The sequence below is a fragment of the Pseudomonas sp. S2_F03 genome, assembly GCF_054668335.1.
Window position 1 is genome coordinate 6,052,302 of sequence record NZ_CP162759.1, and the last position, 15,953, is coordinate 6,068,254.

Consider the following 15,953-nt stretch of genomic DNA (forward strand, 5'->3'; position numbering starts at 1 on the left):
TGCCGGTACTCGACTGTGCGCGTTTCTTGGCCTGTGCCTGGCTTTCGGCGGATGCGCACTGATCCGCGAGGAGGGCGACCTGGTGCCGCAGCGCGATCCGGCCAGCATCCGTCTCTCGGATGACTTGCACCCTGGCCCGAGAGGGATGGCCCGAGGCGCGTTGGTGGGCACGCTATCAGGACCCACAACTGGACCAGTTGATCGACATGGCAGTCGCTCAGGCTCCGGGCATCGCCATCGCTCGCAGTCATATCGATCAGGCCCGCGCACAGGCTGCCTCGGTGAAATCACTGACTGGCGTGCAAGTCGATCTGGTCGGGTTGGTCAATCGCCAGCACGTCTCCGCCAACGGCTTTCTCGGCCCTTTCGCGCAAAACGAACCGGAAATCGGCCTCACCGGCCCCTGGTACACCGAGGGCATTGTGGGCCTCGGCGGCACGTACCAACTCGATCTCTGGGGGCGCCAGCGTGCGCAAGTCGATGCAGCCTTGGGCGTGCGCAACGCGCGCCAGGCTGAAGCGGCCTGGGTCGAGCTGGAAGTATCCAGTGGCGTTTCCCTGTTGTATTTCCAGATCCAGACGGCGCAACAATTGCTCGCCAACCTGGAACAAATGTCGGCCATTGCCGCCGAAGCGGTGGCCGCGCATCAGGCGCTCATCGAACGTGGTCTGGAGGCACAGCCACAGAATCAACTGGCACTGAGCAATCAGGCATTGATCAATCGTCAGATAGCGGCCTTGCGCAGCCAGACGCAGCAACTGCGCGAGGCCATGCGAGCGTTGATCGGCGTCGGTGCCGAAGTCTCGCTGCCATTGAAGCCGCGAACCCTGCCAGAACACGCCTATGGCGTGCCGCAAAGCCTGGGCTATGAGTTACTGGCGAGACGCCCGGATTTGCAGGCAATGAGGTGGCTGGTGCAGTCGTCTTACTCCAATATCGATGCGGCCAAGGCAGCCTTTTATCCGAGTTTCGACATCAAGGCATTCTTCGGTGCCGACGCGCTGCACATGGGGGACCTGTGGGACCACGGTAGTCGGCAAATCAATCTGATCCCTGGCGTGACCCTGCCGATCTTTGATGGGGGGCGCCTCAATGCCGAATTGGCAAACACCCGCAGCCTGAGCAACACCCTCGTGCAGCAATACAATCAGGCGGTGCTTGACGCCGTGCGTGACGTCGCCGTAGCCGGTAGCAAGTTGCAAGGGCTGGACGCGGAGGAGAGGTTGCAGCAGGCTCGAATCGGTAATTTTCGTTTCAACCGTGACAGCGCCGAGGCGCATTACCAGCGTGGCTTGTTAGGTCGGGTAGTGGCATTGGAAGCAAACCTGCCGCTGTTGAGCCGAACAGAGCAGCCTGGCCCTTTTGCAAGGGCAACGCCTGGAAAGCGAGGTAACGCTGATCAAGGCATTAGGCGGTGGCTACCACTCCAATTTGTCGACAGCAGTGAGTGAAACGAAGCGGATGTAGCGAATTCGTCGAACCCGGCCAGTCATCCGGATATAGCGCTGTCGATTTCACCGCGCCTTGTTCGACTAACAAACAGGGAATGAATCTGTCGCATCGCACCGATCTCAGGCATTCCCTGTACGAGAACTCACCGGGAGAAGACCATGCGCAAGCTCACCGTTGCCGCATTCATGAGTCTGGATGGCGTTATGCAAGCGCCGGGCGGGCCGGAAGAAGACACCAGCGGCGAATTCCGCTTCGGTGGCTGGATCGTGCCTTACGCCGACAAAGTCTCCGGCCAGGCGATACAGGATCTGTTTTCGCAGCCGTTCGAGTTGCTGCTGGGGCGGCGCACTTACGACATATTCGCGGCGTACTGGCCCCACAGACCTGCCGACTCCAACAGTCATGACATCGCCAGCCTGTTCAACAGCGTCCCCAAGCATGTAGCCACGCATCGCCCCGAGACGCTGGATTGGCACAACAGTCATGCATTGCAAGGAAACCTTGTCGACGCGATCCGCACGCTCAAGCACCGCGACGGCGCCGACCTGTTGACGCAGGGCAGCGGCAATCTGGTGCATCAATTGCTCGCCGCCGGGTTGGTCGACGAACTTCGGCTGATGACGTTTCCCGTGGTTCTGGGACGCGGCAAGCGCTTGTTCGACGACACGGCGCAACCTGAGGCCTTCACATTGGTGAACTCGATAAGTACACCGAACGGTGTGTTGATCAACCGCTACGTGCGCGACGGGGAGGTCCGCACTGGAACGTTTGATGAAGGTGAATAGAGTGGCCATGCTTGCGGGTTCGCGGTCTTTGTTCCTCCCGCTGGGTAACCACTTCTGGCCGATAGCCGCCAGAACAGGCTACATCTCTCTCTGTGGCGACGAACCGGTTCTTCGCCACAGAGGATCGTGCTTATTCCTTCAGTTCAACCTTATCCAGCGCCTGATTCACCGCCAATTCCCCCAACATGATCACTTGGGTAATTCCCAGTAGCGTCCTGCGGTGTGAATTCTCCAATAACGCCGCCAAATTACTGAGCATGGTGGCCGCAGAGCTAATGAGTTCGCTGGCGTTGGCCAGCAGGGATTCGGTGTCGTACTTGGGGTTGGCGAGGAACATCGGTTCGGGTTCGTGGGTGCTGGCCATGATCTGGGCAGCCGGGTTGAGGTAGTGGTCGAGGGCGCGTTCGGCCGCTTCGTGGAGTTTTTCGAATCGAGGGATTCGTAGGGCGATGCCGGATCGGTGTCCGGTGGGTTGGGTGTTGGTTTGATCATAGTGAAACTCCTAATTGAAAACGGAGCCTTCACCCACGCTACCAAACGATGGGTGGCGGCCATACGCGGGTTGGTAGACCGGTAACTAGGAACCCGGCGCTCCCATGGGAGCCCTGCGCATGGCCACCATAAAGCAGAGACTTGAACAGTTCTGCAAACGGTGCGCTATGCGACTAGTTATACCGGGCTACCAAACCCGATCACTGTTTTTCAGTGACCCAGCCACGATAGAACCCGTGCCCTAGACGCACAAAGCCGGCGGATTCTGTCTTACCCGTAGGCGATGACGCAAGGCATTGTAGCCTTCGGGTGGTAACAGGAGGCTTCGTTTAAACAGGCGGGAATTTCGTTGTTTAAGCGTCCGTTCGCAGCGCCTGATCCGTTGATTGCGCGCCCAAAGCAAAAAGCCCCCGCAAGGAGGCTTCATTGGGTCTTTGCGCGACAGCAGCTCGCGCTCGAAGTGAGACGTTACGCCGTCGCTTCTTCTTTATAGAACGCGTAGTCGGTGTAGCCCACTTCGGTACCGCCAAAGAAGGTTGGGCGGTCATAAGCGTTCAGCGGCAGATTGTGGCGCAGGCGCTCCGGCAAGTCCGGGTTGGCGATGAAGTGGCGACCGAAGGCAACCAGATCGGCGTCACCCGCTTGAAGAATGGCTTCTGCGTATTCACCGTTGAAGCCACCGGCAGCGATGATCACGCCGTTGTAATGCTGGCGAATCATCTGGGCAGCTACGGGGGCAGGGCTGGCATTTTCGTCCTCGATGTTGCCCAGGATGCGCGGGTCGATCAGGTGCAGGTAAGCCAGGTACAGCGGCGCCAGTTGTTGCGCTACGTAGGTAAACAGGGCTTCTGGATTGCTGCCACCCATGTCACCCCAGGTGCCGCCTGGGCCGATGCGCACGGCAACACGTTCGCTACCCCAGACCGAAATCAGCGCATTGGTGACTTCCAGCAGAAAACGTGCGCGGTTTTCAAATGAGCCACCGTAAATGTCGGTGCGTTTGTTGCTGTTGTCTTGCAGGAACTGGTCGACCAGATAACCGTTGGCGCCATGCAGATCCACGCCGTCAAAACCGGCTTTCACGCCGCGTTCAGCTGCGGTGCGGAAGTTTTCTACCTGCTCTGCGATCTCTTCGATGGTCAGGTCGCGGTTCGGGGTATTGGGCACCCAACCTTCGGTGGTGTGAGCCACGCCGCCGTGCAGGACTTCCGATGGGCCGACCGGGATGCTGTCTTCAGGCTGCACGTCGACATTGGATTGGCGACCTGCATGATAAAGCTGCAGGAAGATCTTGCCGCCTTTGGTGTGCACGGCGTAAGTGATGTGTTTCCAACCCGCTATCTGGCTGTCGTCGAACAGGCCAGGTGCGCCGAGATAGCCGTTGCCGTTTGGTGCGGCGATGGTGGCTTCACCGATAAGCAAACCGCCTTCGGAAGACGGGAGGGGGCAAGCCCCTCGCCATACGCCGTTAACCCAACATTTCGCGCATCCGGTACCACAGCATGCCCAGCGCCAGCAGTGGCGAACGCAGGGCGCGGCCGCCGGGGAAAGTCATGTGCGGCACGGCGCTGAATACGTCGAAGCCTTGGCTGTGGCCCGCGTGGATGGCTTCGCCCAGAGCTTGGCGCACCAGTGCGTGACGTTCAGGCCATGGCCGGAGTAGCCCTGGGCGTAGAACACGTTCGGGTGCTGGCTCAAGCGTCCGACCTGGGGGAAGCGATTGGCCGAGATGCCGATCATGCCGCCCCATTGGTAATCGATCCGCACATTGGCCAATTGCGGAAATACCTTCAGCATTTGCGGGCGCATGTAGGCGGCAATGTCTGCCGGATCGCGCCCCGGAATAGTGGCAGGCACCGCCGAACAGCAAGCGCCGGTCCGCCGAGAGCCGGTAATAATCCAGGCCGACCTTCTGATCGCACAGGGCGACGTTATGCGGGATCAGTTGGGCGGCAGCGTCCTTCGACAGGGGCTCGGTGGCGATGATGTAACTGCCCGCCGGCAGCACCTTGCCGCTGAGCTTGGGTTCGAGTTCCTCCAGGTGCGCGTTGCAGGCCAGCACCAGGCTGGCGGCGCGTACCGTGCCGCCGGCACACCGAACCTGCACGGTGCTGCCATGGATCAACTCCAGCACCGGGCTCTGTTCAAAGATCCGTACACCAGCGACTCCGCCAGTTTCGCTTCGCCCAGGACCAGGTTCAACGGGTGCAAGTGCCCCGACCCCATGTCCACCAGGCCGCCGGCATATACGCCGGAATTGACGACGTGCTCGCGGATCTGCCCGGGTTCGACCAGGCGGGTTTCATGGGCGTAACCCGATTCGATCAGTTGCGCGTGTTCGGCCTTCAGCCCGGCGAACTGCGCCGGGGTGTTGGCCAGTTCGCAGAAGCCCCAGCGCAGGTCGCAATCGATGCCGTGTTCGCGAATCCGATTGCCCACGACCTGTACCGATTCAACTCCGGCGCGTTCCAGATAACGTACACCTTCGGCGCCGACATGCCGGGCGAACCCGCTGACGTCGTGGCCGATGCCGCAATCAACTGGCCGCCATTGCGTCCACTGGCGCCCCAGCCAATTCGCCGGGCCTCCAGCAGGATCACCGAGAGCCCGCGCTGGGCCAGTTCGATGGCAGTATTGACGCCGGTAAAACCGCCGCCGATCACGCAGACATCGGCGGTCAGCGCCTCGGCCAGCGCCGGGCGCGGCGTCAGGCTACATAGCCGATGCGGCGTAGTAGGAATGGGCGTGTTCGTTGGTGTACTGATTCATTTGTTGGACTTCACTTTGCTCCACGAACGGGTCATCAGACGCATGATCGACTGGGGTGGAGTGGTGGAAATATAGAGCTTGTCGAGGACTTCCTGTGGCGGGTACACCTCGGGATTGTTCACCAGCTCCGGGTCCATGAACGGCTTGGCGGCCGGGTTCGGGTTGGCGTAACCGACCGAAGCGCTGACCTTGGCAATCACTTGCGGGTCCAGCAGGTTGTTGATGAACGCATGGGCTTCTTTTGGATTGCTCGCGTCGGCAGGAACAGCCAGCAAGTCGAACCACAGGTTGCTGCCTCCTTGGGAATGGCGTAGGCGATGTTCACGCCATTCTTGGCTTCCTTGGCCCGGTTGGCCGCCTGGAACACATCACCGGAGTAGCCGAAGGCCACGCAAATATCACCGTTGGCCAGGTCCGAAACGTACTTGGAAGAATGGAAGTAGGTGATGTAAGGGCGGATGCTCAGCAGCTTGGCTTCGGCCTTTTTGAAGTCTTCAGGGTTTTCGCTGCGAGGGTCCATGCCCATGTAATTGAGGACGGCCGGGAACACTTCGTCGGCCGAGTCCATCATCGACACGCCACACTGGCTGAGTTTCTTGATGTTTTCCGGTTCGAACAGGACCTCCCAGGAATCGATGTGATCGATGCCCAGCACTTGCTTGACCTTGTCGACGTTGTAGCCGATGCCGTTGGTGCCCCACAGGTACGGTACAGAGTGCGCGTTTCCAGGGTCGTTTTCTCAAGCAACGCCAACAGTTTCGGGTCGAGGTTCTTGAAATTCGGCAGTTGTTCTCGGTCCAGCTTCAGGAACGCGCCGGCTTTGACCTGGCGTGCCAGAAAGTGGTTGGACGGCACCACCACGTCATAGCCAGTGCGGCCTGCGAGCAATTTGCCTTCCAGGGTTTCGTTGGAGTCGAAAACGTCGTAGATCACCTTGATTCCGGTTTTGGCCTGGAAGTCGGCGAGGGTGGTTTCGCCGATGTAATCGGTCCAGTTATAGACGCTGACCTGTGGCTGAGCCTGCGCAACGGCGCTGAACAGGACGGCCAGCGCGACCGGGACCACGGATTTCAATAGACGCATATCGACACCTCTTCTAATTGTTGGATTCTTCCAGAGATTCTTGATCGGTTCTCTGTGGGAGCGGGCTTGCCCGCGAAGAGGACGGCACATTCAACATCATCGTTGACTGACAGAATGCCATCGCGGGCAAGCCCGCTCCCACAGGAGCAAGTGGTTAGACGCTAAGCAGCAGGAACTCGCGCTCCCAGGAACTGATCACCCGTTTGAAGTTCTCGTGTTCCGCACGCTTCACCGCGACGTATCCGCGGACAAACTTGTTGCCCAGGTAACGTTCGATGGTTTCGCACTCTTCCATCTGGGTCAGGGCGTCTTCAATGGTGATCGGCAGGCGCAGGTTGCGACGTTCATAGGCGCGCCCTTGCACCGCAGCACTTGGTTCGATGCGCTCGACCATTCCCAAATAACCGCACAACAGGCTGGCGGCAATCGCCAGATAAGGGTTGGCGTCGGCGCCCGGCAAGCGGTTTTCCACGCGCATGGCATCGGGTGACGAAGTCGGCACACGCAGGCCGACAGTGCGGTTTTCTTCGCCCCACTCGACGTTGACCGGTGCCGAGGTGTCAGGCAGGAAGCGGCGGAACGAGTTCACGTTGGGCGCGAACATCGGCAGCACTTTAGGGATGTACTTTTGCAAGCCGCCGATGTGGTGCAGGAACAGCTCGCTCATGGTGCCGTCGGCATCGGCGAAGATCGGCTTGCCGGTGGCGATGTCGACCACGCTCTGGTGAATGTGCATGGCGCTGCCGGGCTCGTCGCCAATCGGCTTGGCCATGAAGGTCGCCGCGACGTTGTGCTTGAGTGCGGCCTCACGCATGGTGCGCTTGAACACGGTGATCTGGTCGGCCAGGTCTCAGCGCGTCGCCGTGACGGAAGTTGATTTCCATCTGCGCCGGGCCGTCTTCGTGGATCAGCGTGTCGAGGTCCAGGCCTTGCAGTTCACACCAGTCGTAGACGTCTTCGAACAGCGGGTCGAATTCGTTGGCGGCGTCGATCGAAAAAGACTGACGACCACTTTCAGCTCGGCCCGAACGGCCCATCGGTGCTTTGAGCGGCAAGTCCGGATCTTCGCAGCGCTGGGTCAGGTAGAACTCCATTTCCGGTGCGACAATTGGCTTCCAGCCTTTGTCGGTGTACAGCTGCAACACTTTCTTCAGCACGTTGCGCGGCGACAATTCGATCGGGTTGCCGAACTTGTCGAAAGTGTCATGGATGACGATCGCGGTGGGCTCGATGGCCCATGGGATCACGTAAACCGCGTCGGCCACCGGCTTGGCAAACCATGTCGATGTCGGCCGGGTCGAGCAGGTCGTAGTAAATGTCGTCGTCGACAAAGTCCCCGGTTACCGTTTGCAAAAGCACACTTTCCGGCAGGCGCATGCCTCGCTCATGCAGGAACTTGTTGGTGGGTGCAATTTTGCCGCGTGCAATGCCGGTCAAGTCGCTGACCACACATTCGACTTCGGTAATCTTGTGATCTTTCAGCCAAGTGAACAGCTGATCGAAAGCGGGCATCTCATAAAGACCTCATTATTGGTTTTATTAACGTCGGGGAGAGCGGTTTCATCCTCCGGACTCTTCCCCTGTGACGCGTTGACGACTATCTTGGGCGAGCCTTGCAGTTCCATCTATCCACTTTAAGCAGCACCAAAACGCACCAAACGAGTGCGTAAGGTCACCCATGTCAGCGTCCAGTCCGATACAGGTTCAAGCGTTCAACACCGAAGATGTCGCCGAGCAAATCCGCGCTACACCGGGTTGGGTCCAGCACTATCAGCAGATGTCCCCAGGCATTTCGCCGGGCGAGTGCGCTATCTCGACTTGCACGGGGTGGAGATTTACGAAGAGCAGATGAACACCCGGGTCGAGCAGAATTTCAGCGCGCCCGAAGGTTCACTGGCGTTCTGTTTCGATCGCAGTGACAACGCGCTGTACGTGCTCAATGGCGAAAGCCGCAACATCTGGATCACCCCGGAGAACTACCAGGAAATCGCCGTGGTGTTCGGTCCCGACTTCGTTCAGCGACACGGTTTGAACGTGGCGCGGCTGGAAGGGTTGTTCATGTCGCCGCTGAACTGGGACAGAACGCGTTGTTCAGCCGCTGGTTGAGCGGCACGCTGACCCGACTGGCAGCAACCCTCGACCCGCCGAGCAAGGAAGCCCTGACGCAGCAGTTGCTGGAGGACTGTTTGTACATCCTCGACAACGCCTGTGTTTGTCTTGACCGGGGTGGTTTGCAGCGTCGCACCGAAGAACGCACGATCATGAAACGCATCGGCGAGTGGGCGGCCGACGCCCCGGAAGAAACCCTCAACCTGCTCGAGCTATCCCAGGTCGCGGGGGTTCCGTTGCGCCAATTGCAACATGCCTTCAAGGCCTTTACCGGGATGACGCCGACTCACTGGTTGCGCCTGCGCCGGCTCAACAGTGCACACCGTGAATTGCTGGTCAGCACGCCCAACGACACCACCGTCGCCGAAGTCGCGATGAATTGGTCGTTCTGGCATCTGGGGCGTTTTTCCAGCGAGTTACCGGGCGCTGTTCAAAGAGCTCCGAGCGAAACACTCAAGCGCGGCAGCCTGCGTTGATCAAGCCGGGGACGACGGTTTGGCCAGTTCAATGCCCGCCGCACCCAAACGTTTCAGAATCTCGAACAGCAAGTCGCTTTTGGTGATGCCGACAATTCTCGGGCTGGCGACGTAACCGGTCACGGTCAAGGTGATGCCGTCGGGCGACAGTTTGCTGAATCGCACATAGACCGCCGGTTTTTCGAGGATGGTTTCGTTCTCGCGATAACAGTCGTACAGCAGGTTTTGTACCTGCTCCGGGTCGATATCCAGCGGGAACATCATCTCGAGGCTCGCCACCCCTTGCGCACTGCCGCCCAGCGTGACGTTGCGCAGGTTTTGCGAGATCAATTGGGAATTGGGCACGATGACAATCGAGCGGTCGCTGAGTTGGATTTCGGTGGCCCTGACGTTGATTCGGCGGATGTCACCTTCGACGCCGCTGATGCTGATCAGATCGCCGACCTTGACCGGACGCTCGGTCAACAGGATCAGGCCGGAGACGAAATTCTTGACGATTTCCTGCAAGCCAAAACCGATCCCCACCGACAGGGCACTGACAATCCAGGCCAGGTTGGTCCACTTGATGCCCAGTGACGACAACGTCAGCAGTATCACCAACGCATAACCGATGTTGGCGAACAGTGTGCTCAACGAGGCGCACATACCGGGGTCCATGGCGGTTTTGGGCAGGAACTCGTCATCCAGCCAGCGGCGAAAGGCTCGAATCAGGTACACACCGACCATCAGCGCCAGGATTGCGTTGAGCAAATGGCCGGGGATGATGTTCAGCTTGCGCAAACCATCGCCGCCAAGAATGGACAGCATTTGGGTCACCAGTTGCTCGAGTGTGGTGCCAACCCCGCCGACAAACAGCGAAATGACCGCCAACAGCAGCAAACCTGCACGACCGACCCCGGACAAGATAATCGACATTTGCTCAAGGCGAACATCGCCAACTCCAAGCAATTGCTTGATCGACTTTCCACTGGGCGTCTTGGGCGAAAACAGGTACTCGCAGCTGTCCCTGAGCAACTGAATCAACATGTAAAAGCCTGACAGGATGACGAACCCCCAGACCAGCTCATAAGTGATGAACCGTGCCAGCGAGACATAGCCGATCAGCAGGGCGAACATCGAAACCACCAACGCAACAATGGTGCAGGTATAAATCAGGCCGGCAACGGCGGTGCCCGATTTCAGTGGTGTCTCCTGAGGCCACCGCAAGCCTGCGCGCATGGCTGGCACGACGGAACAAGAGGATAAGAATCAACGTGACCACCAACGCGATCAGGCCTCGCCCAAAGAGTATTGCGGAGGAGCTCATGCCGGTTACGTTGGTGATCTGGGCCGCCGATACCAGCCCGAGCAAGGCTGCGGCCAACACCCTGGGATAGGGTTTGATGGCCTCTGCAACGGAGTCGGAGATAGCGGGCAGCCGCCAGGAGGGATGCTGGTTCGCCAGCAATGCCCGGCTTAAACCGGTGATCAGGACGCGGGTGTAAATGAGCCTTTCGAGTTCCTCGGCAAAGTTCTGGATCATCGGCGACAGTGGCAGTTGTCGCGTGAGCGGCATAAAACAACAATTGCACTGCACAGATGGCGGTCAACAATGTTGCCACGACCGACGCCAGTGCCAGCGTGCTTCGACGCAATCGCCCGGCCCGGTATGCGATGGATGCAAATCCAGGTCAGCCCGCGATCAGCCACTTTGCGCCCCCAAGGACCAGATGGCCAGGGCGAGCATGATTAGCAGGACAGCCGACAGGCGTTCGCCGGGTTGCCAGGCGGCCGCGAGGGTGTCGCTGACCTGTTGAATGAATCCCCTGAGTCGCAGGCGATCTTCCCTGTTGGGGTGAATCAACGGCTGCCAGAACTCCAGCCCCAGGATGCTGCCGCTGCGAAGGGTGACTTCGCTTTCCAGCAGACTGCGCCGAATGCCGGCAATTTGAGTCATCAGATCGAGGGCGCTGGCTCTGAGTGCTGCCAGGGTTTGCAGGCTGAAATCGACTTTTTTCTTCTGCTCGGTCAGATCGGTTCTTTGCGTGGTGATATCCGATTTCTCTACTGCGACACCGCCGAGCGAGACGGGGCCGCTCAATACATCCAGCTGGGCTTGCAATTGCTTTTGTTCGGGAAGCAGCGCTGATTGCAGCCTGTCCACGTCATTGATAAACAACTGAACGGAATCCTGCAGGCCGAACATCGATGATGACGTTATTGGCCAAGGAAACCTGCTGTTTAATCTGGTCCAGGCGCATTTGCAGGTCTTGCAATGCGGAGGGGTGACACCTCTGACGCCGCAGGGTCTGGTGTAATGACTGCAGACGCCGGAGGATCGGTGGCGGACAGCGCGAGCGCCACTTTGCAGCAGCAGCGTAAGCGCGACGAAAATCGCTGACATCAATGCATGACGCATAGGCGTGCCCGGCCCCGTTGTGGCTCACTCAACCCTTGAGGTTAGGTCATCAGGCCAAAACGATCGAAAAGTTTCATGTTGGCCGGCCGCGACCGACTCTCAATGACCCTCAGGCGGGTGTGATGGCTGAACTACACTTCAAGTTGCTCAATAAAGTGCGGGGCCCGTGGTCAACGGTCTGCTCGGTGCCACACTGGGAGGTGATCATGCATACGTTGTCTTCCATCAGCCTGTGTGTCGCATTGTCGGTTTCGTCTGCCCAGGGCTGGGCTGAAACCGTAGTGCCGACCAAAGGCCAGAGTTCGCAACAAACCCAGTTGGACATTAACGAGTGCCATAGCGTGGCTGCCAGTCAGACGGCGTCCACTAATACATCCTCTTCCGGGGGCAGGGTCAAGGGGCGGCAGTGGGTGCGGCCGCCGGGGCCGCCGGGGCAGATGTACGTGGACGTCAGCATGACGAGTTTTATGACAATGCCAACAGCGAGGTGAAGCAGGAATATCGCCAAAACCAGGCCAAAGGGGCCGCAGCGGCGGGCGTCGTGGTGGGTGGTTCGCGTCAGCGTCAGGAGCGTCGGGAAAATGAGAAAACGAGCGCCGCCACCACGTCGACGGCCTATACCAGGTGCCTGCAAGGCAAGGGCTATCAGGTCAACCCTTGAGCTTGAGCTTGTGTTTGTACTGGACGGTCAAGCAACCGAACCATCAGGTACGCGTACAACGTGACGGCCATGAACAGCCCCATGCGCACGGCGAAGGCGGTGTAGACGTCTTTGCCCAAGGCGCTGTCCTGCACTGATTGGCCCAGCAGGATAATCAACGTGATAAAGGTGTTGAGCCACAATCCCGGGCCAAACCGGCTCGGGCTCAGGGCATACAGCTTGCGCGCCAGTATCAGGCCGAACAGCAGGGTCCACAGGAAGAACATCCACAGGTGCACAAACAGGCTCAGTGCGCACCAAAACAGGATGGCCAACAAACCGCCGAGCAAGGTCGCGCCGACCAGTTCGCGACCGGCATTGCGGGCGCTGGTCGTGTTGCATTGCTGACCCAGGCCGACCGCTTTCAAAATGATCGGCAGGTAGCTCGCCGGGTCGATCATTGCCAGTAGAAATGTTGGCAAGACAATCAAGGTTGCTCGCAACGCAATCCGACTGGCTTCTTCACCTACCGGTAGTGGGGCGGCCGGGGGCGATGGCGCATTGGCAGGTTCGGGAACATCCAATGACTGATCGCAATCACCATCACCGCCATTAACAAACCCTTGACCAGCGCGCCAATGACCATTGCCGCCGCGTCGAACTCGGCGACGCCTGCCGACGAGATCATGGTCAGGCCCATCACCAGCAACGTCACGATCAGGTTATTGCCGCCACTGAGTCCCCAGCGGAACACCAAAAACAGGCTGACCGCGACCAGCAGCACGCCGCTTAGCGGGTAATAGCGCAGGATCGGGATGAGCAGCAGGCCGATGCCGGTGGTCAGCATCGCGACCAGTGCCAGAACGATCGCGGCCTTGAAGGGTAACGGTCGATTGACCGAGGCCAGGAGCAACAGGCACAGCACAGGCGCAAGAAACGGAATGGGCAACGCCAGGCCGAAACTGACCGCCAGGCACAATGCCGTGCCAGTGGCCAGCCGTAAGGCACGCTGCTCCCGTGGGGTACGTTTAGTAGGCATAAGACAGCCAGCTCATCAGGCGTAAATAGAGCCGGCCAAGCGGGTTGAGCAGACTGCCTTCGCTAGTAAAGGCCATGACTTCAGCCTGCCCACCGGCACGAATGCCACCGCTGCCAAGCAGCGCGCTCATAGACTCCTGGGAAAACTCGATAATCACTGGGAACCGTTGTGCGGGGCGTAGCCAGTCCCGGCTGTTTTGAATGCCGGGCAGGTGCCGGGCGGGGTTGGCTGTCCGACGCTGATGCCATAACCGACGCTACGTACGTGGCCCGAGTAAACGTCGCCTCGGCATCGAATCGAGCACAATGGACACCGGCGTGTCGGGCCCGACATGACCAAGGTTGTTCTCGGTCATGTCGGCCGTGATCCAGATGTCCTGAATGGTGATCAGGGTCATGACCGGGCCGCCCGCCGAGGCGAATTGCCCGACATCGGTACGCAGGTCGGTGATCAATCCTGCCGAACGCGCGCGTGTCTGCGTGTTGGACAGGTCCAGTTCGGCTTTTGACAGGGTCGTAGCGGCGCTGCGCAATTTTGCGTTGACGTCTTCGCCGCCGCCTTCCGTTTCTTTGGCTCGTTCTACTTCAGCGCGAGCAGCGGCGGTTTGACTGACTGCCGCGTCGCGGGTGGTGCGTGACATTTCGAGCACGCGTACGGAGATGGTCCCCGGGTCTTCACGGTACAACCCTTCAAGGCGCTGATTCTCCTGACGTGCCTTGGTTTCATTGGCCTGTGCGGTGCGCAGAGTCGCTTGCGCCGAGGCAATCCCCGCAGTACTGGCGCCTAATTGCCGGCGTGTTGTTTCAGGTCGGCGCGGGCACGGTCGACGGCAATCTTGAAGGGGGCCGGGTCCACCTCGAAGAGTACGTCGCCGGCCTTGACGGTCTGATTGTTGTGGACGTTCACGCGGATCACCCGACCCGCGACCTCCGATGCCACCGGAATCACCAGCGCGCCCAGCGCGCTTGTTGCGTATACGGCGTGAAACGGTCGGCCAGCAAGTACCAGACCAGGCTCAGGATGATCAGTATCAACACCCACTTGATGCCTTTTTAACCGGGTCGGCCGCCACCGGTTCGGCGGTGTCGGGGGAGGGCTGCGAGGCTTCACTCATGGCTAGTTTCCTTGTCAGGCAGCGGGTAAGCGGGCAGCGCGGCGTTGGGCTCATCCAGCATGTTGCCCCAATCAGTGCGTTTTTCCATCAGCTGGCGGGTGGCCGGGTCCACACGGGGCAGGGCGGAGTACCAACCGCCGCCCAAGGCCTTGTACAGGGCGATGACATTGCTGACTGCATTACCGCGTGCGAGCAGGTAATTGTCCTGTTGTTGGAGCAACGCGCGTTGAGCGTCCAGCACCCGCTGAAAGTCAGCGTAACCTTCGCGGGAATTGGACGCTGGCCAGCACCAGCGAACGTTCGGCAGCCCCTCCGGCGTCGCGCAGGATGCGTTCGCTCTCCAGTGACTGGATCAGGCCGTTGGCCGCATCATCGGCCTCGCGTGCGGCCCGGCGTACCTTGTCGCGGTAGGCTTCGATCAACTGCTGCAACCGCGCGTCCTGGACGCGCACGTTGTTGGCGATCTGCCCGTGATCGAACACATTCCAGCGCAGACTGGGGCCACCGACCAGGTCCAGGCTGCTGGACGTGCCATGGAGCGTATCGGTCGACCAGACAATGCTGCCGAGCAGCGTCAGCGACGGATAGAAATCGCTTCGGCCACGCCAATCAGCGCCCCTTGCGCCGCGACGTTCAGTTCAGCCGCTCGTACATCCGGTCGACGCAGCAGCAGGGTGGCGGGCACATCTTGCAGCACGGCGCGATCAACCAGCGGGATCAGGCTTTCGTTGTCGACCACCTGTGGCAACGTGCCCGGCGGTTGCCCGATCAGCACCGCCAAGGCGTTGCGCGTACGTTGCAATTGGTCCAGCAGGCCGGGAATAGTGGCCAGCGTGCCCAAGTACTGGGTTTTGGCCTGTTGCAGATCGAGTTCAGCGTCCTGGCCGCTGTTGAACAGCTTTTCGGTGATCTCGAAATTGCGTTTTTGCTGCTTGGCGTTTTCACGCGCGACGCGCAAACGGGCGTCCGTGGTGCGCAATGAAAAGTAGGCATCCGCCACCTGGGCGCGCACCAATACCAGAACGTCTTCGTAGTTGGCCTGGGCGGCAAAATAACTGGCATCGGCCGACTCGATGGCGCGACTGAAACGCCCCCAGAAGTCGAGCTCCCAGCCGATGTCAAACGCGGCACTGTGTTGCCAGAAATTATTGTCCTTGGGGTTGTTGCCACCGTATTGGTGACGCTTGACGTACAAGCTGTCGGCGCTCGCTTGCTGCAGTTGCGGGTACAGCCCGCTTTGCGCAATGCCCAGTTGGGCGCGGGATTCCATGACGTTCAACCCGGCGATTCTAAGGCTGGAGTTGTAGGCATCCGCTTGCGTAATCAGTTTATCGAGCACCGGGTCGCGGAAAATGTGCCACCACTGTCGCAGATCCGGATTGGCGCCACGTTGGCTGGATTGCTCAAGGGCAGGGGAGTCCCATGTTTTGCTCCACTCCTCAGCCGGCGGCTGGAAGTCCGGTCCCAGACGAATGCAGCCGCTCAGGCCCAGAGCTGCCAGGAGGATGAGGTGGGCCGGGCGTGTCGAAGGGGATCGGCTTGGAGGCATTGTCCAGAGTCCAGCCAAGAAAGTTCTCTGGAGCATAGACGCCCGAG

At 59.8% G+C, this 15,953-nt stretch carries 3 protein-coding genes and 10 pseudogenes; 4 read left to right on the forward strand and 9 right to left on the reverse strand.

Annotation, left to right across the window (positions count from 1 at the left end):
* Nucleotides 1–119: 119 nt before the first annotated feature.
* Nucleotides 120–1,451 (forward strand): efflux transporter outer membrane subunit, encoded by a 1,332-nt coding sequence (locus tag AB4N76_RS28520; protein WP_460163860.1) that lies wholly within the window; start codon nucleotides 120–122, stop codon nucleotides 1,449–1,451.
* A gap of 159 nt (nucleotides 1,452–1,610) precedes the next feature.
* Nucleotides 1,611–2,237 (forward strand): dihydrofolate reductase family protein, encoded by a 627-nt coding sequence (locus AB4N76_RS28525; RefSeq protein WP_077430181.1) that lies wholly within the window; start codon nucleotides 1,611–1,613, stop codon nucleotides 2,235–2,237.
* A 130-nt stretch (nucleotides 2,238–2,367) separates the two neighbouring features.
* Here the strand turns inward: AB4N76_RS28525 and AB4N76_RS28530 are convergent.
* The 5 genes and pseudogenes from AB4N76_RS28530 to AB4N76_RS28550 all read right to left on the reverse strand — a co-directional run bounded on the left by AB4N76_RS28530 (nucleotide 2,368) and on the right by AB4N76_RS28550 (nucleotide 8,093).
* Nucleotides 2,368–2,729 (reverse strand): annotated as a pseudogene (locus AB4N76_RS28530) (DUF6124 family protein).
* A gap of 468 nt (nucleotides 2,730–3,197) precedes the next feature.
* Nucleotides 3,198–4,151, reverse strand: a complete 954-nt coding sequence (locus AB4N76_RS28535) for an alkene reductase (protein WP_460163861.1) — start codon at nucleotides 4,149–4,151, stop codon at nucleotides 3,198–3,200.
* A gap of 46 nt (nucleotides 4,152–4,197) precedes the next feature.
* A pseudogene (locus tag AB4N76_RS28540) lies at nucleotides 4,198–5,498 on the reverse strand (NAD(P)/FAD-dependent oxidoreductase).
* Nucleotides 5,495–6,581: pseudogene (locus tag AB4N76_RS28545) on the reverse strand (polyamine ABC transporter substrate-binding protein). The pseudogenes AB4N76_RS28540 and AB4N76_RS28545 overlap by 4 nt, the downstream one beginning before the upstream one ends.
* Nucleotides 6,582–6,735: 154 nt before the next feature.
* A pseudogene (locus AB4N76_RS28550) lies at nucleotides 6,736–8,093 on the reverse strand (glutamine synthetase family protein).
* Between the two features lie 166 nt (nucleotides 8,094–8,259).
* Between AB4N76_RS28550 and AB4N76_RS28555 the strand changes: the two are divergent.
* Nucleotides 8,260–9,166: pseudogene (locus AB4N76_RS28555) on the forward strand (helix-turn-helix domain-containing protein).
* On the opposite strand, the pseudogene AB4N76_RS28560 reads toward AB4N76_RS28555, so the two are convergent.
* A pseudogene (locus AB4N76_RS28560) lies at nucleotides 9,167–11,564 on the reverse strand (DUF3772 domain-containing protein).
* 206 nt (nucleotides 11,565–11,770) lie between these two features.
* Between AB4N76_RS28560 and AB4N76_RS28565 the strand changes: the two are divergent.
* Nucleotides 11,771–12,225, forward strand: a pseudogene (locus AB4N76_RS28565) (hypothetical protein).
* Here the strand turns inward: AB4N76_RS28565 and AB4N76_RS28570 are convergent.
* The 3 pseudogenes from AB4N76_RS28570 to AB4N76_RS28580 form a co-directional block, all read right to left on the reverse strand.
* A pseudogene (locus AB4N76_RS28570) lies at nucleotides 12,210–13,243 on the reverse strand (DUF2955 domain-containing protein). The pseudogenes AB4N76_RS28565 and AB4N76_RS28570 sit on opposite strands and share 16 nt — an antisense overlap.
* Nucleotides 13,233–14,357: pseudogene (locus AB4N76_RS28575) on the reverse strand (HlyD family secretion protein). The pseudogenes AB4N76_RS28570 and AB4N76_RS28575 overlap by 11 nt, the downstream one beginning before the upstream one ends.
* Nucleotides 14,350–15,906, reverse strand: a pseudogene (locus AB4N76_RS28580) (efflux transporter outer membrane subunit). The pseudogenes AB4N76_RS28575 and AB4N76_RS28580 overlap by 8 nt, the downstream one beginning before the upstream one ends.
* Nucleotides 15,907–15,953: the final 47 nt, after the last annotated feature.

Bases quoted from the DNA above. Each gene is read 5' to 3' on its own strand.
- AB4N76_RS28525 (WP_077430181.1), top strand. From the start codon at position 1,611: ATGCGCAAGCTCACCGTTGCCGCATTCATGAGTCTGGATGGCGTTATG.
- AB4N76_RS28520 (WP_460163860.1), top strand. From the start codon at position 120: ATGACTTGCACCCTGGCCCGAGAGGGATGGCCCGAGGCGCGTTGGTGG.